25 protein-coding genes are annotated in these 25,830 nt (G+C 63.8%); 16 read left to right on the top strand and 9 right to left on the bottom strand.

Going from position 1 to position 25,830, the window contains the following annotated elements:
- Nucleotides 1–112: 112 nt before the first annotated feature.
- Nucleotides 113–1,738, top strand: a complete 1,626-nt coding sequence (locus tag L6D64_RS04820) for a methyl-accepting chemotaxis protein (RefSeq protein WP_176508994.1) — start codon at nt 113–115, stop codon at nt 1,736–1,738.
- Nucleotides 1,739–1,789: 51 nt separating this feature from the next.
- On the opposite strand, the gene L6D64_RS04815 is transcribed toward L6D64_RS04820, so the two are convergent.
- A complete protein-coding gene (locus L6D64_RS04815) occupies nt 1,790–3,196 on the bottom strand; it encodes a purine-cytosine permease family protein (RefSeq protein ID WP_176508995.1) in 1,407 nt (468 codons plus the stop codon).
- Between the two features lie 316 nt (nt 3,197–3,512).
- Between L6D64_RS04815 and L6D64_RS04810 the strand changes: the two genes are divergently transcribed.
- The 9 genes from L6D64_RS04810 (at nt 3,513) to L6D64_RS04770 (ending at nt 10,751) form a co-directional block, all read left to right on the top strand.
- The gene (locus tag L6D64_RS04810; protein ID WP_176508996.1) at nt 3,513–3,998 is read left to right on the top strand and encodes a flavin reductase family protein; all 486 of its coding nucleotides are present in this window, start codon (nt 3,513–3,515) and stop codon (nt 3,996–3,998) included.
- Nucleotides 3,999–4,073: 75 nt separating this feature from the next.
- Nucleotides 4,074–5,114 (top strand): LLM class flavin-dependent oxidoreductase, encoded by a 1,041-nt coding sequence (locus tag L6D64_RS04805; RefSeq protein WP_054885123.1) that lies wholly within the window; start codon nt 4,074–4,076, stop codon nt 5,112–5,114.
- 260 nt (nt 5,115–5,374) lie between these two features.
- Complete coding sequence (locus tag L6D64_RS04800) at nt 5,375–5,971, top strand: amino acid synthesis family protein (RefSeq protein ID WP_016715710.1); 597 nt, start codon at nt 5,375–5,377, stop codon at nt 5,969–5,971.
- Between the two features lie 68 nt (nt 5,972–6,039).
- Nucleotides 6,040–6,873 (top strand): alpha/beta fold hydrolase, encoded by an 834-nt coding sequence (locus L6D64_RS04795; RefSeq protein ID WP_176508997.1) that lies wholly within the window; start codon nt 6,040–6,042, stop codon nt 6,871–6,873.
- Nucleotides 6,870–8,351, top strand: a complete 1,482-nt coding sequence (locus tag L6D64_RS04790) for an aldehyde dehydrogenase (protein WP_176508998.1) — start codon at nt 6,870–6,872, stop codon at nt 8,349–8,351. The genes L6D64_RS04795 and L6D64_RS04790 overlap by 4 nt, the downstream gene beginning before the upstream one ends.
- 12 nt (nt 8,352–8,363) lie before the next feature.
- Nucleotides 8,364–8,849: a flavin reductase family protein gene (locus L6D64_RS04785; RefSeq protein WP_176508999.1), complete on the top strand. Its 486-nt coding sequence runs from the start codon at nt 8,364–8,366 to the stop codon at nt 8,847–8,849.
- 90 nt (nt 8,850–8,939) lie between these two features.
- Nucleotides 8,940–9,329, top strand: coding sequence for a carboxymuconolactone decarboxylase family protein (locus tag L6D64_RS04780; protein WP_176509000.1), 390 nt, complete (start codon nt 8,940–8,942; stop codon nt 9,327–9,329).
- Nucleotides 9,330–9,419: 90 nt separating this feature from the next.
- Entirely contained in the window at nt 9,420–10,166 is a 747-nt protein-coding gene (locus L6D64_RS04775) for a GntR family transcriptional regulator (protein WP_054885128.1), read from the top strand.
- Nucleotides 10,167–10,187: 21 nt separating this feature from the next.
- Nucleotides 10,188–10,751, top strand: a complete 564-nt coding sequence (locus L6D64_RS04770; RefSeq protein ID WP_176509001.1) for an NUDIX hydrolase — start codon at nt 10,188–10,190, stop codon at nt 10,749–10,751.
- Nucleotides 10,752–10,782: 31 nt separating this feature from the next.
- Here L6D64_RS04770 and L6D64_RS04765 read toward each other — a convergent pair whose 3' ends face one another.
- Nucleotides 10,783–12,945, bottom strand: a complete 2,163-nt coding sequence (locus L6D64_RS04765; protein WP_176509002.1) for a hybrid sensor histidine kinase/response regulator — start codon at nt 12,943–12,945, stop codon at nt 10,783–10,785.
- Between the two features lie 102 nt (nt 12,946–13,047).
- On the bottom strand, nt 13,048–13,662 hold the full coding sequence (locus L6D64_RS04760; RefSeq protein ID WP_176509003.1) for a LysE family translocator: 615 nt from the start codon (nt 13,660–13,662) through the stop codon (nt 13,048–13,050).
- Between the two features lie 111 nt (nt 13,663–13,773).
- Between L6D64_RS04760 and L6D64_RS04755 the strand changes: the two genes are divergently transcribed.
- On the top strand, nt 13,774–14,226 hold the full coding sequence (locus L6D64_RS04755; protein WP_015270735.1) for an Lrp/AsnC family transcriptional regulator: 453 nt from the start codon (nt 13,774–13,776) through the stop codon (nt 14,224–14,226).
- Between the two features lie 293 nt (nt 14,227–14,519).
- Nucleotides 14,520–15,932, top strand: a complete 1,413-nt coding sequence (locus tag L6D64_RS04750; protein ID WP_176509004.1) for a purine-cytosine permease family protein — start codon at nt 14,520–14,522, stop codon at nt 15,930–15,932.
- 281 nt (nt 15,933–16,213) lie between these two features.
- Here the strand turns inward: L6D64_RS04750 and L6D64_RS04745 are convergent, their stop codons facing one another.
- From L6D64_RS04745 to glnT, 4 genes are all read right to left on the bottom strand, one after another.
- The gene (locus tag L6D64_RS04745; RefSeq protein ID WP_176509005.1) at nt 16,214–17,539 is read right to left on the bottom strand and encodes an FMN-binding glutamate synthase family protein; all 1,326 of its coding nucleotides are present in this window, start codon (nt 17,537–17,539) and stop codon (nt 16,214–16,216) included.
- 15 nt (nt 17,540–17,554) lie between these two features.
- Nucleotides 17,555–18,229: a GltB/FmdC/FwdC-like GXGXG domain-containing protein gene (locus L6D64_RS04740; protein ID WP_176509006.1), complete on the bottom strand. Its 675-nt coding sequence runs from the start codon at nt 18,227–18,229 to the stop codon at nt 17,555–17,557.
- A gap of 23 nt (nt 18,230–18,252) precedes the next feature.
- Nucleotides 18,253–19,158, bottom strand: coding sequence for a class II glutamine amidotransferase (locus L6D64_RS04735; protein ID WP_176509007.1), 906 nt, complete (start codon nt 19,156–19,158; stop codon nt 18,253–18,255).
- A gap of 66 nt (nt 19,159–19,224) precedes the next feature.
- Entirely contained in the window at nt 19,225–20,559 is a 1,335-nt protein-coding gene (gene glnT / locus L6D64_RS04730; protein WP_176509008.1) for a type III glutamate--ammonia ligase, read from the bottom strand.
- A 279-nt stretch (nt 20,560–20,838) separates the two neighbouring features.
- Between glnT and L6D64_RS04725 the strand changes: the two genes are divergently transcribed.
- Nucleotides 20,839–21,432 (top strand): helix-turn-helix domain-containing protein, encoded by a 594-nt coding sequence (locus L6D64_RS04725; RefSeq protein ID WP_176509009.1) that lies wholly within the window; start codon nt 20,839–20,841, stop codon nt 21,430–21,432.
- A 21-nt stretch (nt 21,433–21,453) separates the two neighbouring features.
- On the opposite strand, the gene L6D64_RS04720 is transcribed toward L6D64_RS04725, so the two are convergent.
- The gene (locus L6D64_RS04720; protein WP_176509010.1) at nt 21,454–22,158 is read right to left on the bottom strand and encodes an NUDIX hydrolase; all 705 of its coding nucleotides are present in this window, start codon (nt 22,156–22,158) and stop codon (nt 21,454–21,456) included.
- 137 nt (nt 22,159–22,295) lie between these two features.
- Here L6D64_RS04720 and L6D64_RS04715 point away from each other — a divergent pair, with 137 nt between their 5' ends.
- From L6D64_RS04715 to L6D64_RS04705, 3 genes are all read left to right on the top strand, one after another.
- Nucleotides 22,296–22,946: a nicotinamidase gene (locus tag L6D64_RS04715; protein ID WP_176509011.1), complete on the top strand. Its 651-nt coding sequence runs from the start codon at nt 22,296–22,298 to the stop codon at nt 22,944–22,946.
- Nucleotides 22,943–24,145: a nicotinate phosphoribosyltransferase gene (gene pncB / locus L6D64_RS04710; RefSeq protein WP_176509012.1), complete on the top strand. Its 1,203-nt coding sequence runs from the start codon at nt 22,943–22,945 to the stop codon at nt 24,143–24,145. The genes L6D64_RS04715 and pncB overlap by 4 nt, the downstream gene beginning before the upstream one ends.
- A 72-nt stretch (nt 24,146–24,217) precedes the next feature.
- The gene (locus L6D64_RS04705) at nt 24,218–25,201 is read left to right on the top strand and encodes a LysR family transcriptional regulator (RefSeq protein ID WP_176509013.1); all 984 of its coding nucleotides are present in this window, start codon (nt 24,218–24,220) and stop codon (nt 25,199–25,201) included.
- Nucleotides 25,202–25,224: 23 nt separating this feature from the next.
- On the opposite strand, the gene L6D64_RS04700 is transcribed toward L6D64_RS04705, so the two are convergent.
- Complete coding sequence (locus tag L6D64_RS04700) at nt 25,225–25,686, bottom strand: RidA family protein (protein ID WP_176509014.1); 462 nt, start codon at nt 25,684–25,686, stop codon at nt 25,225–25,227.
- Between the last annotated feature and the right edge of the window lie 144 nt (nt 25,687–25,830).

Below are 25,830 nucleotides of genomic sequence, written 5' to 3'. Positions count from 1 at the left end.
AGGGTGAGGCACACACTTAAATCGCAGCGCATCGAGAGCCTGGCACCATCCCGGTGAGCCGGCCATCCGACCATGCTCTTGACGCCTGCACGCCAACGTCAAGGAGCATTCCATGCAGTTACGGAATATGAAGATCGGCACTCGCGCTAGCAGCGTTTTCGCCCTGTTGGGCGCATTGGTCCTGGTCATGGGCCTCATCGCAATCCATGAAACCCGGCAGATGGACTCCGCCACGGACGAAATCCGTGTCACCTGGATGCCCGCCGTGGTTGCCCTCGGTGAAATCAGCACCAACCTCGGCCGCGCCCGCGCCGTCACCTTGCGCGCCGCGCTGGACGACAACCCCGGCGAGCGTGCGCGCAACATCGACATGCTCAAGGGCGTCAACGAACAGCTCAGCAGTGGCCTCAAGGACTACCAGGACACCATCATCGCCGCGGATGATCGCGCCCTGTTCAATGCCTTCAATGCGGCCTACACGCAATACCTCGACCTGCAGACGCGGGTAGTGCAGGACATCGCTGCCGGTCGCATGGACCAGGCCAAGCAGCAGATCAGCGGCCCGCTGACCCAGTACGCCGATACCATGATGAAGGCCATGGCCGCGCTCATTGCCTATAACGGCAAAGGTGCCGAGGATGCCTCGCAGCGCAGCAGCGATGTAGCCGACGAGGCCTTCACCGCGATCATCGCCTCACTCGTGGCCATCATGCTTGCACTGGCCGCCATTGCCACGCTGCTCACGCGCAGCATCGTGGTGCCGCTGGCCGATGCAGTGGCGGTGGCCGAGCGCGTGGCCACCGGCGACCTGACCCAGGACATCCGTGTCATCGGCCGTGACGAACCGGCTCTGCTGCTGCGCGCCTTGAGCCGCATGCAGAACAGCCTGCGCGACACCCTCCGCAAGATCGCCGCCTCCTCCGACCAGCTGGCCTCGGCCTCGGAAGAGCTGCACACCGTCACCGAAGACACCAGCCGCGGCCTGCACCAGCAGAGCGCGGAAATCGACCAGGCCGCCACCGCCGTCAACCAGATGACCGCAGCAGTGGAAGAAGTGGCGAACAACGCGGTGAGCACGGCCGATGCCTCCAAAGGTGCCGACCAGACCACTCGCGATGGTCGTGAGCAGGTCAACCAGGCGCTGGCCTCGATCCAGCACCTGGTCAACGACGTGGCGGGCACCTCCACCGAGATCGAACAACTGGCCAGCAATGCCAACGAGATCAGCCGCGTGCTGGATGTGATCGGCGCGATTGCCGGCCAGACCAACCTGCTGGCACTCAACGCCGCCATCGAAGCCGCACGCGCAGGTGAAGCAGGCCGCGGCTTTGCCGTCGTGGCCGATGAGGTGCGCGCCCTCGCCCATCGGACCCAGCAGTCGACGGCAGAGATCGAGCAGATGATCGCCGGGATCCAGAACGGTACCGAGCGTGCGGTGGCGGCGATGCACAGCAGCCGCGGCCGGGCGAACGGCACGCTGGAGGTGGCGCAAGGTGCCGGTGAGGCGCTGGAAGTGATTGCCGAGGCGATCGCCTCGATCAACCAGCGCAACCTGGTGATTGCCAGCGCTTCCGAGGAGCAGGCACAGGTGGCACGGGAGGTGGACCGCAACCTGGTGAACATTCGGGATCTGGCCATGCAGACGTCGGCGGGGGCCAACCAGACCAGCGCGGCGGCGCAGGACCTGTCGCGCCTTGCGGTGGACTTGAATGGCATGGTCGCGCAGTTCAAGGTCTGATCTGAAACAGCGGGGGCCGCTTTGCGGCCCCTTTACATCAGCAACGGCCTGTCAATCGTTGACGCTGACAACCCGCCCCGCCTGTTCCGCGGCCTTGCCACGGGTTGCCAGGCAGTAGTACAGCGGCACCGTCACCAGCAGGCCGAACAGCCACGACAGGTCAGCCCCCTCGACAATGTTCGAATACGGCCCCACATACAGCGACGTGTTGGCAAACGGCAGCTGCACCAGGATGCCGCAGGCATAGGCAATGATCGCGTGGTGATTGAAGCGGCCATAGATGCCGCCATCGGCACGGAAGATCGAAGCGATGTCGTACCGGCCCTTCTTGATCAGGTAGAAGTCGATCAGGTTGATCGATGCCCACGGCACCAGCACCAGCAGCAGCGCCAGGATCAGGCCGATGAACTGGCCGATGAAACCCGCCGACGCGTTCAGCGCCACCATCGCGCAGCCCACCAGGATCACCGCGGCCAGGATCACTCGCACCTTGATGCTCGGCGTCCATTCGGCAATGAAGGTCTGGATCGCTGTAACGATCGACAGCACTGCGCCGTACAGGTTGAGGGCGTTGTGGCTGATGATGTTGAGCAGGAACAGCACCATCAGGATCGGGCCCAGCCAGCCGGTGGCCTGCTTGACCGCATCCATCGCGTCGGTGCCTTCGGGCACGCACAGCACGGCGATCGTCCCGAAGCTGAAGCACAGGATGGTGCCCAAGGTCGCGCCGAAATAGGTCGCCCAGAACGGCTTGGCGATGCCCACTTCACGCGGCAGGTAGCGCGAGTAGTCGGAGGTGTACGGCGAGAAACTGATCTGCCAGATGATGCCCAGCGACACAGTGGCGATGAAGCCCGACAGGTTGAATGCGCCGCGGCTGAAGAAGTCCGCCGGCAGTTGCTGGACGAACATCATGATGAAACCGGCCAGCAGTGCCGAGCCCATCACCCAGGTACCGATGCGGTTGAGGACATGGATGAAACGATAGCCGATCACGCCGATGGCCGTCGCGCTCAAGGCGCCGATCATGATCGCGCCTGGCATCGGCACGCTTGGGGCGATGCCGTGGATGGTCTTGCCCGCCAGGACGATGTTGGAAATGAAGAAGCCGACATAGATCAGCGCGGTGAAGAACACGATCAGCAGCGCGCCATAACGGCCGAACTGGCCGCGGCTCTGGACCATCTGTGGAATGCCCAGCTGCGGTCCCTGCGCAGAGGCCAGGGCGATGAACACGCCCCCGATCAGGTGACCCAGCACGATTGCGATCAGCCCCCACAGCAGGTTCAGGTGAAACACCTGGACCACCATGGCACCGGTGACGATTGGCAGTGGCGCGATGTTGGTACTGAACCAGAGGGTGAACAGGTCGCGCGCCTTCCCGTGGCGCTCGGCAGGTGGAACGTAATCGACCGTGTGATTCTCGACAAACTGGTGCTGCGACGACGGTTGGGACATAGGATTCAGCTCGAAAGGTCGTTTTTATCGTTGTAAGGAAACCGCATCTAGGCGGCCTCTCAGCTGCGGACCATATTATGGTATTCCAAACTTTTGACAACACTGATCCGCAGGAAAAAACGCCCACTGATCTACTCGCACACCCCCTGCGACAAACCGCCTCACGGCTCAATCCCACGGTTTACGTGGGCTTGAGCCATTCATCGTGAAAAAACAGTGCTGAAAATTCCGCTTGCAAAATAGGTATTACGGTATACCATCAGACACATCAACGATAAAAACCGCGGACCACCGCAGCCGTATAGAGGTACACCCGATGATCGATGCAACCCTCTACAAGAACGTCCTGGGCTCCTTCCCGTCCGGCGTTACCGTCATCACCACCCTGGACGACGACGGCTCGGTCGTCGGCCTGACTGCCAGCGCCTTCTCCTCGCTGTCGATGGACCCACCGCTGGTGCTGTTCTGCCCTAACTATACCTCCGACTCCTACCCTGTCCTGATCAAGAACAAGCGCTTTGCCATTCACCTGCTCTCCGGTGAACAGCAAGCCGAAGCCTACGCGTTCGCCAAGAAGGGCAAGGACAAGGCCGCTGGCATCGAATGGACCCTGAGCGAGCTGGGCAACCCGATCCTGGCCGGTGCCACCGCCGTCATCGAGTGCGAACTGTGGCGCGAATATGAAGGTGGCGACCACGCCATCATGGTCGGCAAGGTGCACAACCTGATCGTCCCCGAGCAAGCCCCTCGGCCGATGGTCTACTGCCGCGGCAAGATGGCCAGCCTGCCGGCCTTTGCCTGAAGCCTGTTCTGAATCGAGACACCTGGCGCCTCCCCTGCCCGGCGCCAGACACTTTCAAGCGTTGAGGAAAGCCCCATGAAATTTTCGTTGTTCGTGCACATGGAACGTTGGGATGAACAGGTCAGCCACCGGCAGTTGTTCGAAGACCTGACCGAACTGACCCTGATGGCCGAGCGCGGCGGTTTCAGCACCGTGTGGATCGGCGAACACCACGCCATGGAATACACCATCTCGCCAAGCCCGATGCCGCTGCTGGCCTACCTGGCCGCGCGTACCGAGAAGATCCGCCTGGGTGCCGGCACCATCATCGCGCCGTTCTGGAACCCGATCCGCGTGGCTGGCGAATGCGCCCTGCTCGACGTGATCAGTAACGGCCGCATGGAAGTGGGCCTGGCCCGTGGTGCCTACCAGTTCGAGTTCGACCGCATGGCAGGTGGCATGCCGGCCACCGACGGCGGCAAGGCCCTGCGCGAAATGGTCCCGGTGGTGCGCAAGCTGTGGGAAGGCGACTACGCCCATGATGGCGAAGTGTACAAGTTCCCCACCTCCACCAGCGTGCCAAAGCCGTTCAACGCCACCCCGCCGATGTGGATCGCCGCCCGCGACCCGGACTCGCACAACTTCGCCGTTGCCAACGGCTGCAACGTCATGGTCACCCCGCTGATGAAGGGCGACGAAGAAGTGCTGGACCTGAAGAACAAGTTCCAGGCCGCCCTCGACAACAACCCGGACGTACCGCGCCCGCAACTGATGGTGCTGCGCCACACCCATGTGCATAGCCCGTCCGAGCCCGAAGGCTGGAAAATCGGCGCCCAGGCCATCTCGCGCTTCTACCGCACCTTCGATGCCTGGTTCGGCAACAAGACCACCCCGGTCAACGGCTTCCTCGAGCCGAGCCCTGAGTCGAAGTTTGCCGAAGTGCCGGCGTTCCAACTGGAGAACATCCGCAAGAACACCATGATCGGCACCCCCGAAGAGATCATCGCCCGCATCAAGTACTACCAGGAGCTCGGTGTCGACGAGTTCAGCTTCTGGTGCGACAACAGCCTGCCCCACGCCGAGAAGAAGAAGTCGCTCGAGCTGTTCATCAAGGAAGTGGTGCCGGCGTTCGCCTGAATTCCCATTGCCTGAGCCATTGCGGGACGCGCCCGCTCCCGTGGGCCCCCGAAGCCCGCGTGAGCGGGTTTTTTTTAACGCCTGTACTGGCCTCTTCGCGGGCTCATCCGCGAAGAGGCCAGTACAGGCAGCACAGAAATCAAGGCATCAGGCCACCTTTCGTCCCCAGGTAAGAGAAATTTCAAGCCACCTCTTGCGCAACAAATATTATGGTATACCATCAGACAACAAGAGCTGATAACCCTCACCAGGAGCCACCCATGAGTTTCGAAATCCGCAAGATCGTCACCTACTCCGAAGAGACCCGCATCGAAGGCGGCAAGGCCACCGACAAGCCGGTGACCATGGTCGGCCTGGCCGTCGTGATCAAGAACCCATGGGCCGGTCGCGGTTTCGTTGAAGATCTGAAGCCGGAAATCCGCGCCAACTGCTCGGACCTGGGTGCCCTGATGGTCGAGCGCCTGACCGCTGCCATCGGCGGTGCCGACAAGATCGAAGCCTACGGCAAGGCCGCAGTGGTCGGCGCCGATGGTGAGATCGAGCACGCCTCGGCGGTGATCCACACGCTGCGCTTCGGCAACCACTACCGCGAAGCGGTACAGGCCAAGAGCTACCTGAGCTTCACCAACAAGCGCGGCGGCCCAGGCACCTCGATCCAGATCCCAATGATGCAGAAGGACGACGAAGGCCTGCGTTCGCACTACATCACCCTGGAAATGCAGATCGAAGACGCGCCGCGCGCCGATGAAATCGTCGTGGTCCTGGGCGCCGCCGACGGTGGCCGCCTGCACCCGCGCATCGGCAACCGCTACATCGACCTGGAAGAACTGGCTGCCGAAAAAGCCAACGCTCAATAACAACAACCAAGACGGGCCGGGGCGTGGCGTGCTTACCCGCCGCGCCCGACCTTCAAGGAGCGCCCTCCATGATTCAGCCTGTCGCTGAACGTACACCCGCCGGCACCAGCTACCTGTCCGTCGGCCAGGGCCAACCTGTGGTACTGATCCACGGCGTGGGCCTGAACAAGGAAATGTGGGGCGGGCAGATCGTTGGCCTGGCCAATGATTACCGCGTCATCACCTACGACATGCTCGGCCACGGCCAGAGCGCGCTGCCGGCCGCCGACATCGGCCTGGAAGGCTATGCCGCCCAGCTGGCCGAACTGCTCGACCACCTGCAGATTCAACAAGCCACCGTGATCGGCTTCTCCATGGGTGGCCTGGTCGCCCGTGCATTCGCCCTCCACTACCCGCAGCGCCTGGCTGCGCTGGTAGTGCTCAACAGCGTGTTCAACCGCACCCCTGAACAGAGTGCCGGCGTTATCGCCCGCGCCGCCCAGGCTGCGGAGCTCGGCCCCGACGCCAACGTCGACGCTGCGCTCGACCGCTGGTTCAGCCGTGAATACAAGGCTGCCAACCCGGCGCAGGTCGCGGCCATTCGCCAAGTGCTGGCGAACAACGACCCGCAGGGTTACCACACCACTTATTCGCTGTTCGCCACCCAGGACATGTACCGCGCCGGCGACCTGGGCAGCATTCAGGTACCGACCTTGATCGCCACCGGCGAACTCGACTCGGGCTCCACTCCGGCCATGACCCGCCAGCTCGCCGCCAGCATTCCTGGCGCACAAAGCGTGGTCCTCGCCGAGCAACGGCATATGATGCCAGTGGAAGCACCCCGGGAAGTCAACAAGATGCTGCTGGACTTCCTCGCCCAAGCCCGCACCCTCACCGAATCCGCCAAGGGGATTGTTGCATGACCCTCGTTCGTTTCCAGATGTGCATCGACGGCCAATGGCTCGATGCCCAGAGCGGCAAGACCTTCGACAGCCTCAACCCGGCCACTGCCCAGGCCTGGGCGCAACTGCCCGACGCCGACGAAGCCGATGTCGAGCTGGCCGTCCAGGCCGCCCAGCGTGCCTTCGACAGCCAGCAATGGCGCAGCATCACCGCCACTGCGCGCGGCAAGCTGCTGCGTCGCCTGGGCGACCTGATCGCCGAGAACAAGGAGCACCTGGCCCAGCTGGAAAGCCGTGACAACGGCAAGCTGATCCGCGAAACCCGTGGCCAGGTCGGTTATCTGCCAGAGTTCTTCCATTACACCGCCGGCCTGGCCGACAAGCTCGAAGGCGGCACCCTGCCGCTGGACAAGCCGGACCTGTTCGCCTACACCGTGCATGAGCCGATCGGCGTGGTGGCCGGGATCATCCCGTGGAACAGCCCGTTGTACCTGACCGCGATCAAGCTGGCACCGGCCCTGGCCGCCGGCAACACCATCGTGCTCAAGCCGTCCGAGCACGCCTCGGCGACCATCCTCGAACTGGCTCGTCTGGCCCTCGAAGCCGGCTTCCCGGCCGGCGTGGTCAACGTGGTCACCGGCTACGGCCCAAGCACCGGCGCAGCCCTGACCCGTCACCCGCTGGTGCGCAAGATCGCCTTCACCGGCGGCGCCGCCACTGCTCGCCATGTGGTGCGCAGCAGCGCCGAGAACTTTGCCAAGTTGTCGCTGGAACTGGGCGGCAAGTCGCCCAACATCATCTTCGCCGACGCTGACCTGGACAGCGCCATCAACGGCGCCGTGGCCGGCATCTATGCGGCCTCCGGCCAGAGCTGCGTGGCCGGTTCGCGCCTGCTGGTACAGGACGAGATCTTCGACGAATTCGTCGAGCGCCTGATTGCCCGCGCCAAGCGCATCCGCATCGGCAACCCGCAGGACGACGCCAGCGAAATGGGCCCGATGGCCACCGCACAGCAGCTGGCCGTGGTCGAAGGCCTGGTCGCCGCGGCCAAGGCCGAAGGCGCCAAGCTGCACATGGGCGGCAAACGGGCCGAGGTCGAGGGTGACGGCTGGTTCTACGAGCCGACCCTGTTCGAGTGCGACAGCAACTCGATGACCATCATGCAGGAAGAGGTGTTCGGCCCGGTCGCTGCGGTGATCCGCTTCAAGACCGAAGAAGAGGCGCTGGCCATCGCCAACGACTCGCAGTTCGGCCTCGCTGCCGGCATCTGGACCCGCGACCTGGGGCGTGCCCACCGTCTGGCCCGCGATGTGCGTTCGGGGATCATCTGGGTCAACACCTACCGCGCCGTGTCGGCCATGGCGCCGATCGGCGGGTTCAAGAACAGCGGCTACGGCCGCGAGAGCGGCATCGATTCGGTGCTGGCCTATACCGAGCTGAAGACCGTGTGGATCAACCTGTCCACCGCGCCGATGCCCGACCCGTTCGTGATGCGCTAGGAGAAACACGAGATGATCGAACCAGGCATCTACAAAGACGTGATGGGCTCGTTCCCGTCCGGCGTCACCGTGGTCACCACCCTGGACGCCGACGGCGGCATCGTCGGCATCACCGCCAGCGCGTTCAGCGCGTTGTCGATCGAGCCGGCGCTGGTGCTGTTCTGCCCCAATTACGCTTCGGACACCTACCCGATCCTGCGTGACAGCAAGCAGTTCGCCATTCACCTGCTGTCCGCCGACCAGACCGCCGAGGCCTACGCCTTCGCCGGCAAGGGCAAGGACAAGGCCAAAGGCATCGAGTGGCAGCTGAGCGAACTGGGCAACCCGCTGCTGACCAGGGCCACCGCGATCATCGAGTGCGAACTGTGGCGCGAATACGACGGCGGCGACCACGCGATCATCGTCGGCGCGGTGAAGAACCTGGTGCTGCCGGCCGAGCCGGTGACGCCGATGGTCTACCACAAAGGCAAGCTGGGCGCCCTGCCGCCGCTGGGCTGATTGACCAGCACCGATGACCCTGTTTTTCAGGGGCCGCGCCAATCGTCTCACCCTCGGTTGCGGCCCCTGTTTTAATCCGGAGTACTGCGCATGAGTAACGAAAAGTACGAGAAAGGCCTGCAGATCCGCACCCAGGTGCTGGGCGAAGAGTACGTCAACCGCTCGATCAAGAATGCCGATGAGTTCACCCAGCCGTTGCAGGAGCTGGTCACCGAGTATTGCTGGGGCCATGTCTGGGGCCGCGAAGGCCTCTCGCTGAAAGAGCGCAGCATGATAAACTTGGCCATGATTTCCGCGCTCAACCGGCCCCACGAGCTCAAGCTGCATATTCGCGGCGCATTGCGTAATGGCCTGAGCCGTGAACAGATTCGCGAGATCCTGCTCCAGGTCGGCATTTATTGCGGCGTGCCCGCGGCGGTGGACAGCTTCCGCCTGGCCCGCGAAGCGTTCGCAGAAGCCGATGCGGAGTCAACCCGTTAACCGCGGGCTGTTCGAACCCACGCAAGGAGCACCGATGGTTCGGGGTGCTATTGCGGTTGCGGACGTGCAGCCTCATTCAGAGCGCACTTGATGAAACGCCAGCCCCTCGACGACAGCTTCAAGGTCAATCGCAACCCCGTTACCCTGCGCGAAATCGTGCTCGACAAGCTGCGCGGCGCGATCATGAACTTCCACCTGCTGCCGGGCGACCGCCTGGTCGAGCGCGACCTCTGCGACCGCCTCGGCGTCAGCCGCACCTCGGTGCGCGAAGCGCTGCGCCACCTGGAGTCCGAAGGCCTGGTGGAATTCGCCGATGCCAAGGGCCCGCGCGTGGCCATCATTACCCTGGAAGACGCCCGCGACATCTACGAGCTGCGCTGCGTGCTCGAAGGCCTGATCGTGCAGCTATTTACCCTCAACGCCAAGGCCAAGGACATCCGTGCCCTGGAGCGCGCGCTCGAAGTCAACCGCGAAGCCCTGGAAGAAGGCGAGCTGCAGCAGGTGCTGGACTCGGTACAAGGCTTCTACGACGTGCTGCTGGAAGGCTCCGGCAACCAGGTTGCAGCGCAGCAGCTGCGCCAGCTGCAGGCACGCATCAGCTACCTGCGGGCTACCTCGGTGTCGCAGGAGAACCGCCGCGGTGCCAGTAACCGTGAAATGGAAAAGATCGTCGAGGCGATCAAGAGCGGCGACCCGCTGGTGGCCCACCAGGCCTCGGTCGATCACGTGCGCGCCGCCGCCAAAGTGGCCCTGGAATACCTGCGCCAGAAGCAGGACGACAACCCCAAGGTGCGCGACATGGTCGAGCCCCTGGCCCTGAAGGATCCACGTATATAAGCCCCGCACAGGCCGCTGACCATGCCCAACGCCCCGCGCTACTGCCCACACTGCACCACGGAGCTGGCCCGGGGCGTTCCCGCCGGCGACAGCCACGAACGCCTGCACTGCAACCGCTGCGGCTATATCCATTACATCAACCCGAAGATCATCGCCGGCTGCATTATCGAGCGTGACGGCAAGTACCTGCTGTGCCAGCGCGCCATCCCGCCGCGCCCGGGCACCTGGACCTTGCCGGCCGGGTTCATGGAAGCCGGCGAGACCACCGAGCAGGCAGCCTTGCGCGAGGTCTGGGAAGAAAGCGGCGTGCGCGCCGATATCGTCTCGCCCTACTCGATCTTCAGCGTGCCGAAGATCAGCGAGGTGTACATCATCTTCCGCGCCATCGCCACCGAGGAGACCGGGCAGTATGGGCCGGAGACGCTGGCGTACCAGTTCTTCGCCCCTGACGAGATTCCCTGGGACGACATCTATTACCCGGCGATCCGACAGATTCTCGAGCGCTACATCCTCGAGCGCCAGGCCGGGGTGTACGGCATCTACATGGGCAATGACGACACCGGCAAGGTGCATTTCATGCGCTGAGGCGTGCCGGCCTCAGCGCCGGCACCGCCCGTTAACGCGGGTTGGCCAGCAAACGCGCGACACTCTGCGCCAGTTCCGCCTGCCGGTAAGGCTTGCGCAGCACTTCGAAACCCTTGAGTTCACGCGGCGTGAGGTTGGCATAACCGGTGATGATCAGCACCGGTAGATCCACCCGCCGCTCGCGCATCTGTTGGGCAAAACGCACACCGGTCATGTCGGCCATGACATGGTCGGTGACCAGCCCGTCCGGTAGCCAGCCCCGCTCCAGCAGATGCAGTGCCGCCGCCGCATTGCCAGCCTCGGTCACGTCATAACCCAGGTCGCGCAACTGCGCGGCGGTGGCATGGCGCACGATTTCCTCATCATCCACCAGCAGTACACGGTAGGGCCGGTCAGCCTGCGGCGCCTCGGGCATTTCGCTGTCCTTGCAAGGCGCCGCCACATCGCTGAGCGGCAACCACAACGTGGCCGTCGTGCCCTGCCCCACCTGCGAATCGATGGCGAAGCCCCCACCCGACTGCAGCGCCAGGCCCTGAACCATCGGCAGCCCCAGGCCGGTTCCCTTACCCACGCCCTTGGTCGAGTAGAACGGCTCGATGCAACGGCGCAACTGCTCTTCATCCATGCCGCAACCGTTGTCACGCACCTGCAACCAGAGGAGGCGCGACGCAGCCAGGCCCGATGGCCGGGGCGGGCCGTCGGCATCCAGGCCGGCCCTGATCTGCAGCGCTCCGCCGTCGGGCATGGCGTCCCGGGCATTGACCACCAGGTTGAGCAAAGCCAGTTCCAATTGGTGGGGGTCGGCCACCACCGAGGGCAGTGCCGGGTCTATCTGCACCTGAACGGCGATGGTCGGCCCTAGCGAGCGGGCCATCAGCTCGCGCATGTCCACCACCAGGTCCGCCAGCGACACCGGCCGCGGCTTGAGCGTCTGGCGCCGGGCGAAACTGAGCAGGCGCCCCACCAGGTTGCGCGCCCGCTCGGCCGCCTGCAGGCCGCCTTCGATCAGGCGCGGGGCACGTTCGGATTGCGGGTGCCGGCGCAGCAGTTCGAACGAGGCGATGATCGGCGTGAGCATGTTGTTGAGGTCGTGGGCGATGCCACCGGTCAACTGCCCGATCATTTCCAGCTTATGAGCCTCGTGCAACTGCAACATGGCCGCCTCGCGCTCGGCCAGCACCGCCGCGACGCGGTCCTCCAGGCTTTCGTTGAGCAGGTGCAGCGCCCGCTCGGCACGGGCGTGGGTGATGGCGGCCCAGGTCTGCTTGGCCGCTTCCTCGACCAACTGACAATCGTCTTCAAAACACTGGCGCGGGGTATGGAAGTGCACGCCCAGCATCGCCTCCAGGCGCCCGGCGCGCAGCACGGGGACATGCAGCGTGGCGCACAAGCCGTCGCGGTGTGCCTGGTAGACCTGCTGCACCGCCTGGCCCGCCGCCAACTGCTCTCGCAGCGTCGCGCCAAAGGTGGCGTAGTCATGCTGACCGACCATGGAGGGCAAGCCGTCGGCCCAGTCGTGGGCCACCCGGAAACCACGGCCGTCGCCCTGATCCTCACCGAAGCACACCCGTGCAGCACCCAGCTCCTGTGCCAGGCGCTTGACCGCATAGGCCTCGATGCGCTCGGCCTCGCCCAGCCCTGGCAAGGTCCGGCCCAATTCCAGCAAGAATGCCTGGCGCTGCTGGAAGCGCACCCGCTCGGTGGTGTCGGCGACCAGGCACAATACGCCGCCGACGCTGCCATCGGCTTCGCGCACAGCCGAATAGGACACGTCGAAATAGACGGTTTCGCCAAGGCCCCGGCGTTCTATATAGAACGGGCGATCCTTGGCCCAGAAGGTCTGACCGGTTTCACGCACGCCGCGCAACAGCGGCTCGAGGTCGTCCCACAGTTCGCTCCAGTACTCGTGCGCTGGCCGCCCGAGCGCATCAGGGTGCTTGGTGCCGATCGTCGGGGCGTAGGCATCGTTGTACAGGGCCACATAGGCCTCGCCCCAGAACAGGACGAACTGTGCTTGCGCCGGTAGCAGCATGGCCATCACCGCCTGCAGGTGCGGCGACCAGGTATGTGGCGGGCCCAGCGGCGAGCTACTCCAGTCCATTGTCTGCAGCAAGTTGCCAATGCTGCCGCCGTTGAGCAAGAAATTCGTCGGCGGTATCAGGGTGTCCGTGTTGTGTTGCTGAAGCGATCTCATGTCTGGGAGGTCCCGGGCACATTGCCATCCATCTGTGGATAGGAGACCTGCAACCAGCCGTTCGTTCCGCTGAATTTTACCGGGCGATCAGCGGTGCGCCGTTCAGCGCAGCTGGCCGGCAATCAACCCCAGCGCCACCGCCACCATCGCCATGCCTGACACGCGCCCCACCCACCTGGCTGCGCCGGGTCGGCTGCTCAACACCGCCTTGGCGCCGTAACCCACCAGCGAATAGATGACCAGCGAACTGCACAGGTGCACCAGCCCCAGCAGCAGGATCTGCAATGGCACCGGCCAGCTGGAGTGCGGGTCGGTGAACTGCGGCAACAAGGCCAGGAACAACAGAAACACCTTCGGGTTGAGCCCGCTCACGCAAAAGCCCTTGAACGCCCAGCGCGATCCCGACTCGCCCACGCTGGCCTGCGCGGCTTCTGGCGCAGCCGGGCTCAGCAGCAGGTTGCCGCCCAACCACAACAGGTAGGCGCAGCCAGCCAGGGTCAGCAGGGTCATCGCCAGCGGGTGGCCAGCCAGCAGGCTGCCCACCCCTGCCGCCACCACCAGGGTGGCGAGCAAATGCCCTGACAACATGCCCGCCACCGCAGGCATTACCCAGCGCCCGCGCATCCCGGCGGAGATGGCATAGGCCCAGTCGGCACCGGGGGTAATCACGAACAACAACGACACGGCCCAGAACGCGGTCAGCAAGCTGATTGCCACTTGAGTCTTCCTTTCACACAGTTTTCGGGTGAAGAAAGCCTACGGATTCCGCCAGGGGATTTTCTTTCGTATATTTCCCCTCTAGTCATTTTTTCTGGAAGATTCTTCCCAGTGGACCGAACAGACCGAAAGATCCTTGCTGAACTGCAAAAAGACGGTCGCCTCTCGGTGACTGAGCTGGCCGACCGTGTCGGCCTCAGCCTGTCCCCTTGCCATCGGCGATTGAAGGCGCTGGAGGAGTCTGGCGCCATCCTCGGCTACCACGCGCGCCTGGCGCCCAGCGCATTGGGGCTGAACTTTGCCGCGCTGGTGTTCGTCACCCTGCGCGAGGTAACCCGCCAGCCGGTGGCGGATTTCGAGGCGGCGCTGGCGGAGATTCCGCAGATCGTCGAGGCCCAGCGGCTGTTCGGCGACCCGGATTACCTGCTGCATGTAGTGGCCAAGGACTTGCCGGCTTTCCAGAAGCTGTATGACGAGCAGTTGACCAGCATTCCCAATGTGAAACGCCTGAGTTCGACCTTGGTGATGAAAGAGGTCATTCAGGATCGGCTGCTGCCGATGTAGCGTCTCAAGCTGCACTGTTAACGCGCACAACGCACCCGTGCAGTTCACGCGCCCTATCCCCTGCAAGCAGCAAGCCCCTCTAGCCCAAGTCCTCCAGCCAACTGGCACCCTGCTTGCTAGCGTCCTGCGCTTAACCTTTTGTCAGCCTTAGGTTTTTTAAGGTTTATGGGCACATATTTACTAATTTCTCGTTATCCCCGCGCCCCGCATCATCGCTCCAACAAGAACGCGTCGCCCTTCGCCGGCACGCATCCGGGCAGCACCCGATGCCCCACCTTGCCTTGGAGTCAGTCATGACCAGTGCAGCCAATTCGGCACCCCTCATTGAAAAACACACGATCGGCTATGTACCGCCGCAAGACCGCCATGGAAAGGTAAGGGATCTGTTCACACTGTGGTTCGGCGGCAACATCGCGCCGCTGCCCATCGTCACCGGCGCGCTGGGCGTGCAGCTGTTTCACCTGAACCTGGTCTGGGGCATCGTCGCCATCCTGGTCGGCCACCTGGTCGGCGGCGTGCTGATGGCGTTGCACTCGGCCCAGGGCCCGCAGATGGGTATCCCGCAGATGATCCAGAGCCGCGCCCAGTTCGGCACCCTCGGCGCCTTGCTGGTGGTGGTGATCGCCGGGGTGATGTACATCGGCTTCTTCGCCTCCAACATCGTTTTGGCTGGCAAGTCGCTGCATGGGGTGGTCGAGGCCGTACCGGTGCCGGTGGGCATCGTCATCGGTGCGTTGGGGTCGGGCATCATCGGCATCATCGGCTACCGCTTCATCCACGTGCTCAACCGCATCGGCACCTGGGTGCTGGGCATCGGCATCGTGGTCGGCTTCGGCTACATTTTCAGCCATGTGCAAAGTGACGACTTCCTCACCCGTGGCGGCTTCAACCTGGCCGGCTGGCTGGCGACCGTGTCGCTGGCAGCGCTGTGGCAGATCGCCTTCGCCCCTTACGTGTCGGACTACTCGCGCTACCTGCCGGCAGACGTGAAAGTCAGCTCGACCTTCTGGACCACCTACCTGGGTTCGGCGCTGGGTTCGAGCCTGTCGTTCATCTTCGGCGCCGTGGCGGTGCTGGCGATCCCGGCAGGTGTGGACACCATGGATGCAGTCAAGCTCGCCACCGGCACCCTGGGCCCGGTGATGCTGGTGCTGTTCCTGCTCAGCGTGATCAGCCACAACGCCCTCAACCTGTATGGCGCGGTGCTGTCGATCATCACCCTGGTGCAGACCTTCGCCTACCGCTGGATCCCCACCGCCAAGAGCCGTGCGGTGCTGTCGCTGATCGTGCTGGCCGCCTGCTGCGTGGTCGCGGTGTTCGCCTCGGCCGACTTCATTGGCCACTTCGTCGACATGGTGCTGGTGCTGTTGGTGGTGCTGGTGCCGTGGACGGCGATCAACCTGATCGACTTCTATGCGATCCACAAGGGCGAGTACGACATCCAGTCGATCTTCAAAGTCGATGGCGGCATTTACGGCCGTTACAATCCCCAGGCGCTGATTGCCTATGTGGTGGGTATCGTGGTGCAGATTCCGTTCATGAACACGCCGCTGTACGTCGGGCCGATCTCCGAGCACATCAACGGGGCTGACCTGTCGTGGCTGGTGGGCCTGGCAGTGACCTCGCCGCTGTACGGGTGGCTGGCCAGTCGTGACAGTGCCTACCGTCGTCGGCAGGCCAGTGCCAAGCTCGCCATGGGGCACTGATTGAACCTGTGCTGGCCTCTCGCGGATAAATCCGCTCCTACAGGGACAGGCGATCCCCTGTAGGAGCGGATTTATCCGCGAGAGGCCAGCACAGGCGAAACACAGGTTATAAGCCCGCTCACTGTGCTCAGCCAGGTCCAGCCCCTGCTCTTCCTCTTCAAACGCCGGCGCGGCAAACACACCGGTCAGCAACCAGCTGACGATCCCGGCACAGTCCACGCCCACCAGGGTGAAACCGAGGTTGAACACCGCCTGCGCGCAGGCCTGCGGTGTCGGGGGGATCAGTACGGGGCCTGGCCCGGCACCCAGGCGGTGCCGGCCAGCGGCACCCGGGCCATGGCGGCGGCTTCGACGGTGAGCGCCACCAGGTCTTCGGGGTCGAGGTTGTGCAGGTGCGACTTGCCGCAGGCGCGAGCCATGGTCTGCGCTTCCAGCACCAGCACCCTCAGGTAGTTGGCCAGGCGCCGGCCGGCCTCCTCCGGGTCGAGGCGCTTGGCCAGGTCCGGGTCCTGGGTGGTGATGCCGGCCGGGTCGCGGCCGTTCTGCCAGTCATCATAGAACCCGGCGGCCGAGCCGATCTTCTTCAGCTCAGCGTCCAGCCGCGGGTGGTTGTCGCCCAAGGCGATCAGCGCCGCCGTACCGATGGCCACGGCATCGGCACCCAACGCCATCGCCTTGGCCACGTCGGCACCGTTACGGATGCCACCGGAGACGATCAGCTGCACCTTGCGGTGCATGCCCATCTCCTGCAGCGCCTGCACCGCCTGTGGAATGGCCGGCAGGATCGGGATGCCGACATGCTCGATGAACACTTCCTGGGTCGCCGCAGTGCCGCCCTGCATGCCGTCGAGCACAATCACGTCGGCGCCGGCCTTCACCGCCAGCTTGACGTCGTAGTACGGGCGGCTGGCGCCGATCTTGACGTAGATCGGTTTTTCCCAGTCGGTGATTTCACGGATCTCGGCAATCTTGATCGCCAGGTCGTCCGGGCCGGTCCAGTCCGGGTGGCGGCAGGCGCTGCGCTGGTCGACGCCGATCGGCAAGGTGCGCATGCCGGCCACGCGCTCGGTCACCTTCATGCCCAGCAGCATGCCGCCACCGCCCGGCTTGGCGCCCTGGCCGAGGACGATCTCGATGGCATCGGCCTTGCGCAGGTCGTCGGGGTTCATGCCATAGCGTGAAGGCAGGTACTGATAGACCAGGTGCTGCGACTGACCACGCTCTTCCGGGGTCATGCCGCCGTCGCCGGTGGTGGTGCTGGTACCGGCGAGGGTCGCGCCACGGCCCAAGGCCTCCTTGGCGTTGGCCGACAGCGCACCGAAGCTCATGCCGGCGATGGTCACCGGGATCTTCAGGTGGATCGGCTTCTTGGCGAAGCGGTTGCCCAGCACCACGTCGGTGCCGCATTTTTCGCGATAGCCTTCCAACGGGTAGCGCGACACGCTGGCGCCGAGCAGCAGCAGGTCGTCGAAGTGCGGCACGCGGCGCTTGGTGCCACCGCCGCGAATGTCGTAGATGCCGGTTTCGGCGGCACGCTGGATTTCCTGGATGGTCAGGCGATCGAAAGTGGCCGACTCACGCAGTACCGGGGGGAATTGCTCGCTCATGGGAATGCTCCTGGATCAGTACGCGCTGGCGTTGTCGACTTTGAAGTTGTACAGCTGGCGGGCCGAGCCGTAGCGTTTGAAATCGGCGGCCTTGTGCGCAAGGCCCGCCTTGTTCAGCAGTTCCTGCAGCTCCTGCAGGTGCTCGGCGCGCATCTCTTTCTCGATGCAATCCGAGCCCAGCGATTGCACCGAGCCCTTGACGTAGATGCGCACCTCATAGAGCGAATCGCCCAGGGCATCGCCGGCATCGCCACAGACGACCAAACGCCCGGCCTGGCCCATGAAGCAGCTCATGTGGCCGATGCTGCCGCCGACCACGATGTCCACGCCTTTCATGGAAATGCCGCAACGCGCGCCGGCATCGCCCTCGATCACCAGCAACCCACCATGGGCGGTGGCGCCGGCGGCCTGGGAGGCGCTGCCCTTGACCCGCACCGAGCCGGACATCATGTTCTCGGCCACGCCGACGCCAACGTTGCCGTGCACGGTGACGCTGGCCTGCTGGTTCATGCCTGCGCAGTAGTAGCCGGCATGGCCTTCGATATCCACTGAAACGGCCGCGTTGATGCCCACCGCCAGGTTGTGCTTGCCGTCGGGGTGGGTCACTCGCCATTCGCGGTCCTGCACCTGGCCATGCAGGGACTGGTTGAGTACGCGCACCGAGGCGCTGGAAAGGTCGATCGTCTTCATGAATGTCTCCAGTAGTTCGAGGGTCAGGCGCTCTCGCGCTCCCAGACGTAGAGGGTGGCGGGCGCGGGCTCCCAGACCTTGGCCTTGTCGATGCCCGGCAGGCTGGCCAGGGCCTGGTACTCGGAGGCCATGGCCACGTAGTCGTCGGTCTCGGCCAGCACGGCCGGCTTGCAGGCGATCGGGTCGCGGATCACGGCAAAGCCATTGCGGGTGCCGATGGCGAAGGTGAAGAAGCCATCCAGGTCTGCCAGCGCGCCATCCAGGGCCTGGGCCAGGGTGTCGCCCTGTTGCAGGCGCCAGGTCAGGTAGCCGGCCGCCACCTCGCTGTCGTTGTCGGTCTCGAAGCTGATGCCTTCGCGCTTGAGTGCCTGGCGCAGGCGGAAGTGGTTGGACAGCGAGCCGTTGTGCACCAGGCACAGGTCGGCGCCGGTGGAGAACGGGTGGCTGCCCTCCATGGTCACGGCGCTTTCGGTGGCCATGCGGGTATGGCCGATGATGTGGCTGCCCTGCATGCCGGCCAGGCCGAAGCGGCTGGAGATGTCCGCTGGCAGGCCCATGCCCTTGAGGATCTCGATGCTCTGCCCGGCGCTCATGATGCGCACGTCCGGGGCCAATTCGCCCAGGGCCTGGCGGGCGGCGGTTTCGCTGGTGTGTACCTTGAGCACTGCCGCGCTGGCGTTCTGCAACCAGTCCAGCGAGCACCCCAGGCGCCCTTCCAGCTGGCCCATCAGGGCCGCCCACGGGTAGTGGATGTCCGTCGCCTGCAGGGTCAGCTTGACCCAGCCATCGGCCACTTCGTCACCGTAGATGGCGAAGCCGGCGCTGTCGGGGCCACGGTCGGTCATGGCTTCGAGCATGGGCTCGAAGAGCTTGCCGAGCTGGGCTTCCAGCTCCGGTCGTTTCAGGTACAGACCTACGATTCCACACATGGTGATACTCCTTCTAGGCAGTGGGTAGCCGCTGCTGTTGCCGCTACCCAGGGACAGGGTTGGCGGTCAGAAGAACTCGGTGTAACGCTGGATTTCCCAGTCGGAGACGTGGCGGCTGTACTCCACCCACTCCATGCGCTTGAGCCGGATGAACTCGTCGACGATCTCGGCACCGAGCACCTCGCGAAACAGCGGGTCGGCCTCCAGCGCATCGGCGGCCTCCTTGAGCGACTGCGGCAACGTCTTGATGCCACGTGCAGCGATCTCTTCCAGGCTCAGGGTGTAGAGGTTCTCGTTGCACATCTCGCCCGGTTCCAGCTGGCGATCGATGCCGTCGAGGCCGGCGGCGATGATCGCCGCGGTGACCAGGTAGGGGTTGCAACCGGCGTCTGGCAGGCGGAACTCCAGGCGGCCATAGGGGATGCGCACCATCGCCGAACGGTTGTTGGCGCCGTAGGCAACGAAGGCCGGGGCCCAGGTGGCACCGGACAGCGAACGGCCGACGACAAGACGCTTGTACGAGTTGACCGTGGGTGCGGCGAAGGCGCACAGCGCCGGGCCGTGGGCCAGCAGGCCGGCGGCGAAGTGGTAGGCCAGTTTCGACAGGCCCATGCCGCTGCTGTCAGACGGGTCGTGGAACAGGTTGTTGTTGCTGCTGCTGGCCAGCGACAGGTGGAAGTGCATGCCATTGCCGGCGCGCTTGGGGTCTGGCTTGGGCATGAACGAGCAGATCATGCCCAGGTCATTGGCGATCTCGCCGGCGGCCATGCGGAAGAAGGTGAAGCGGTCGGCCGACTCCAGGGCGTCGCTGTAGGTGTAGTTGATCTCGAACTGGCCGTTGGCGTCTTCGTGGTCGATCTGGTAGATGTCGAAGCCGACCGGCTGCAGGGCCTCGGTGAGGCGTTCGAGGAACAGCCGCGAACGCGACAAGCCCTTGTAGTCGTAGCAAGGCTTGTCGAGGTTGTCGGAGGCGTCCACCAGTTGCAGCTTGCCGCCTTCGTCACGGCGGAACAGGCTGAACTCGGGTTCAAGGCCGGTGTTCAGGGTCCAGCCCTTGTCGGCCAGGCGCTGTACCTGCTGCTGTAATACGTGGCGGCTGTCGTAGGGCCAGGGCTGGCCGTTGACGTGGCCCACGCACACCACCCGCCCATAGCCAGGCTGCCACGGCACAGGAATCAGCGTGGACAAGTCGCCACGGGCCATGAAATCCGGGCCATGGGGCTCCATGCCCATGCCGCAGATGGCGAACCCGGCAAAGCCGGCACCCTCTTCAGCCACCATCTTGAGGCCCGATACCGGCACCGACTTGGTCTTTGCCGCACCGTGGATATCGACGAACTGCGCCAACACATACTTGATGCCGTACTGGTCGAGGGTGCGCTGGGTTTCTGCTGGCAACATGGGTTGATCACTCCTGGGTGAGGGGCACTAATTCCGCATGAGAAACTTAATTTCTTTACAGGAATGCAATGTGCTTGCCAGCTCTGTTCAACGTGAGAGTCTTGTGTAGCTTGAGCCGCGATGAGGCCGGACCAGACAGCACAAAACCTTGCAGGTTTTTATGCGCTACTTATGGGAAACTTGTTTTCACCCGAGGAAAGATGCCGCCAACGCAGCTACCTTTCGCACTTTCTCAGTGCGAAATATTTATTCTTGAACTGAAAACGTGCAGGACATTCGATGCCAACCGAAACCGAACCCCGCCTTCGCCTCGAGCAGTACCTGGGCCTGCAGATCAAGCGCCAGCGCCAGGCCCAGTCACTCAAGCTCGCCGATGTGGCGCGCATCGCCGGCATCAGCCAGGGCATGCTGAGCAAGATCGAGAACGCCCAGGTGTCCACCAGCCTCGATACCCTGAGCCGCCTGTGCGATGTGCTGGGCATGCCGATGGCCAAGCTGTTCAGCCAATATGACCAGCCCGATGGCAATGCCTTGCTGGTCAAGGCCGGTGAAGGGCTGGAGGTGGTGCGCCGCGGCACCGAGAAGGGCCATACCTACCATTTGCTCAATCACGCCAGGGGGCCGAAGAAGCACTTCGAGGCGTACATGGTGACCATGGACGACGCCAGCGAGGAATTCCCGACCTTCGCCCACCCCGGTACCGAGTTCCTGCATTTGCTGGAGGGGGAACTGGTCTACCGCCACGGCAACCAGCTCTACCGCATGCAAGCCGGCGACAGCCTGACCTTCGATGGCGAAACCCCGCATGGCCCGGAGCAACTGGTGCAGGTGCCGATCCGCCTGCTGTCGATCATGAATTACGGCGAAGAATGAGAACAGCGCATCCTGCGCCGCTCAGGCGCCTTCCGGCAACAGGCTGCGATCGAACATGAACACCCCATCGCCCTGCGGCGTGTACTGATACAACTGCTGCGGCCGGCCCAGCCTGGGCTGGTTCTTCTCCCCGGTATCGCGCACCCAACCCAGCTCACGCAGGCGCTCCAGGCGCTTGCGCAGCGAGGTGTTGTTCACCGCCTGCCCGAGGCATGCCTGCACCGCCCCCAGCGCATCGAGCACGGTGAACTTCTGCGCCAGCAGATACAGCGGCAAACTGCTGTACACCGTCTTGGAAGCCAACCGCTCGCGCGCGCGCTCGACCAGCAGGTTGTGGTCGAACGGCAGCAACACCTTGCGGTCAATCACGCTGTCCAGGTCGAAAAACGCCAATTGGTCACCCTCGACCTGCTGATGCGTGTCGAGCAAGGCCAGGTAGTAGGTACTCAACGACCAGCCCCGCGGGTCGCGGAAAGCATTGCCTTCGGTACCCACCTGTTCCAGGTGGCGCGGCAGCACCTGGGCTTTCTCCCGCAAGGCGCGTTCGGCAGCGCCCTCCAGGCTGGTGTCCGGGATGCGACCATTGACGATCACGCCAGGCAACGCCCACTGGCCGACATGGGGCTCGCGCTCCCGTCGGTGCAATAACACTTGCAGATGCTGGGCATCTGGGGCCAGGCGCAGGGCGACGATATCGACACTGGCCAGGACTTCGACTGTACTCACCGGGGGCTCCTTGTTCATCCGCGCAATAATCCACCAGAGCTTCTAAGTATGGCAACCCTAAAGCCCGAATGAATTGTCACTTGACACACTTATTACACCAGGTGAATTATATAGCCATTCCAGCGAGGAGACCCGCCATGAAGATCGCCAGTTTCGATGTCGACGCGCAGAACGGCTTCACCGCCAACGCCCCTCAGGAGCTGCCGGTACCGGAAGGCAACGAGATCGCCCCGGACCTCAACGCCATGGCGTTGCGCGCCGACCTGCGCCTGGGCAGCAAGGACGCCCACCCGGCCAACGCCGCCTGGGTGGTGGCCGAACCCGGCCAGATGCTGCAACCGCTTGCCCTGGCCAATGCCGACCTGACCTGGGTCAGCCACTGCGTTCCCGGCACCCCCGGCTTCGAGCTGCTGCCGGGCCTGCCCGCCCCGATCGATTACGACTACTTTGTCTGGAAAGGCGTCGAACCCGACCTGCACCCCTACGGCGCCTGCTACCACGACCTCGCCGAGCGCCGCTCCACCGGGGTCATCGAATACCTCAAGGTGCAGCAGGTCGGCGCGGTGATCGTCGGCGGCCTGGCCCTGGACTACTGCGTCAAGACCACTGCCCGGCAATTGCGCCAGGCTGGCTTCCAGGTGCTGCTGTACCTGCCGGCCTGTCGCGCCTTGACCCAGGAAGGCGCCATCACTGCCTGCGGTGCACTGGCCGCCGAGGGCGTTATCCTCTGCGGCGATGAAGCCGCGCTCGACTACCAGCTCTCACTGATCAAGGAAGACCGCCCATGAGCGAAAGCGTTTTCGGCCCACGGATCATCCAGAACCTGCTGGACACCGACTTCTACAAGATCACCATGATGCAGGCGGTGCTGCACAATTACCCCAACGCCGAGGTGGAATGGGAGTTCCGCTGCCGCAACAACGAAGACCTCTCCCCATACCTGGCAGAAATCCGTTACCAGATAGAGTTGCTGAGCGAAGTCACCGTTACCCACGACCAACTGGCCTATCTGGAAAAGATCCCGTTCCTCAAGCCGGACTTCATCCGCTTCCTCAGCCTGTTCCGCTTCAACCTGCGCTATGTGCAGGTCGGCCTGGATGCAGCCGGGCAATTGGCGATCCGTGTGCGCGGGCCATGGTTGCACGTGATCCTCTACGAAATCCCCTTGCTGGCGATCATCAGCGAAGTACGCAATCGCTACCGCTATCGCGATGTCACGATCGAGCAGGTGGGCGAGCGCCTGTACCAGAAAATGGACTGGCTCAAGGCCGAGGCCAGTGCCGATGAGCTGGCCGGCTTCCAGCTCGCCGACTTCGGGACGCGGCGGCGCTTTTCCTACCGGGTGCAGGAAGAGGTGGTATACCTGCTCAAGCACGACTTCCCCGGCCGCTTCGTCGGCACCAGCAACGTGCACCTGGCTCGCGAGCTCGAACTCAAGCCGCTCGGCACCATGGCCCACGAATGGTTCATGGCCCACCAGCAGCTCGGCCCACGGCTGGTCGACAGCCAGGCCGCCGCACTGGAAGCCTGGGTGCGCGAGTACCGGGGCTTGCTCGGCATCGCCTTGACCGACTGCATCACCATGGACGCCTTCCTGGACGATTTCGACCTGTACTTCGCCAAGCTGTTCGACGGCCTGCGCCACGACTCTGGGGATCCGCTGGTGTGGGCGGAGAAAGCCATCGCCCACTATGAGCGGCTGGGGATCGACCCGAAAGGCAAGACGCTGATCTTTTCCGACGGCCTGGATTTCGCCAAGGCGCTGGGCCTGTACCGGGCGTTGCACACGCGGATCAACGTGAGCTTCGGCATTGGTACCCGGCTGACCTGCGATATCCCCGGGGTAGAGCCGATGAACATCGTGATCAAGATGACCGACTGCAATGGCGCACCAGTGGCGAAGATCTCCGACAGCCCGGGCAAGACCCAGTGCCGGGATGCGAACTTCGTGGCCTACATGAAGCATGTGTTCAAGGTGAATGGATAGCGCCTGGACGAGCGGGTGCGTCATCTTGGTTGCCCCCGCCCCTTCTCGTATCATCTGCACACCGTACCTGGAATGAACGCCGTGAAACCCTCAGCTGCAAGTGCCCTGCCGACCCCTGTCAACGCCACCGGGCCCAAATGGGATGCAGGTGAGGCGGTCAGCCAGCTGTCCTGGGACGACCTGCGAATCATCAAGACCTTGAGTGACTGCGGCAATCGCTCCGCCACGGCCAAGAAACTTGGCATCAACGTTTCCACGGTATCGCGCCGGGTCTCCCAGATCGAAAAAGCCCTCGGGGTGGCGCTGTTCGATCACCGTAAAGCCGGGTACTTGCTGACGGCCGAAGGTGCGGAATTGCGTGCCCTGGCCGAGCGCGTCGAACTCGACATCGTGAGCGTGACGCGGCGTGTCTCCCGAGCCGGCCAAGGCCCCCTCGGCAAACTGCGGATCACCACGAGCGACTCATTGCTGCTGTACTTCCTCACCCCGATCATCGCGGACTTCAAAGCGCTCAATGAAGGCATAACCATTGAAGTGCTGGTCGGCAACGAGACGCTGAGCCTTGCCCGCGATGAGTCCGATATCGCCGTCCGTGCGACCCGCAAGCCAGCGGAAAGCCTGGTCGGCCGAAAGTTGGCCAACATCGCCTGGGCCCCCTATGCCAGCATCAAGCAGCCTCTACCTGCCAACCCCTTTGCCGAAGGCCACGGATGGGTTTCCTATTCCGCGGCGCTGTGCGGTTTGAAAGCGACAAGCTATGTCGAATCCAGGGTTGCGCCCGAGTCCATTGCCTATCGCACCGACTCAGTGGCCGCAGCCAGCGCAGCCATTGCGGCGGGCCTGGGTTACGGGTTCCTGCCCTGCATGCTGGGCGACATTACGCCAGGCCTGGTTCGCGTCGGCCCGGTAGTGCCGCAACTGCAGGACGAACTGTGGTTGCTGACCCACCAGGACATACGCAAGTCCTGGCGGGTCAAAGCCTTCATGACCTTCTGCGCGGCTGCCGTTGCCGACCTGAAACCGCTGGTCGAAGGGCAGCAGACGGTCCCGGCCTGACAGGCTGATGGCGGGAACGCAGGTCAGCGGGTTCTGGCGCCAATCACCGCCCGGCAGGCGATTTCGATCAGCTGAGGGCGTTGGGCGAGCCTCGACACACCAATGATGTTGCTCGCCGCCTGCGGGCGTTCCGAACCATAGGCCGCCTTGCGTACCTTGCCGACCACGGCGAAGGCTGCGTCCATGTCCAGCACGTAAAGGGTTTCTTCGACGACATCATCAAGGCTGGCGCCGTAGAGGGCGAGCAACGATGAGACGTTGTCATAGGCCACACGCATCTGTTCCCCCATCGATGAGAAATCGCTCGGTCTGCCGTCGGCATCCAGAGGCGCCGGAGCAACCAGATTGCCGTCCTGGTCATGGTTGAACTGGCCCGATACGAAAATCTCGTTACCTACCCGCCGGGCTTGCGGATAGCCGTAGCTTGCTTCCCAGGGGACGCCCCAGTAGGCGGTGTCGTCGTTGAAAGGTCGTGATGCAGCCACTGCATTCTCCAGGTGAATGACGGATCGTAGTGATCCGGGTAGCGCAGAGGCTAGCACCGTACCCAGCGCAACCGGTGGCGCATTAATGCGCCTTTAGCGACGCAAAAGTGCGCCACCGCATCGCTGATGGTTTGGTTATCGTTT

The sequence above is a fragment of the Pseudomonas urethralis genome, from assembly GCF_021602465.1.
Classification (GTDB): domain Bacteria; phylum Pseudomonadota; class Gammaproteobacteria; order Pseudomonadales; family Pseudomonadaceae; genus Aquipseudomonas; species Aquipseudomonas vlassakiae.
Note: the sequence above shows the minus strand (reverse complement) of the source record. Positions and strands in the feature narration are given on the sequence as shown.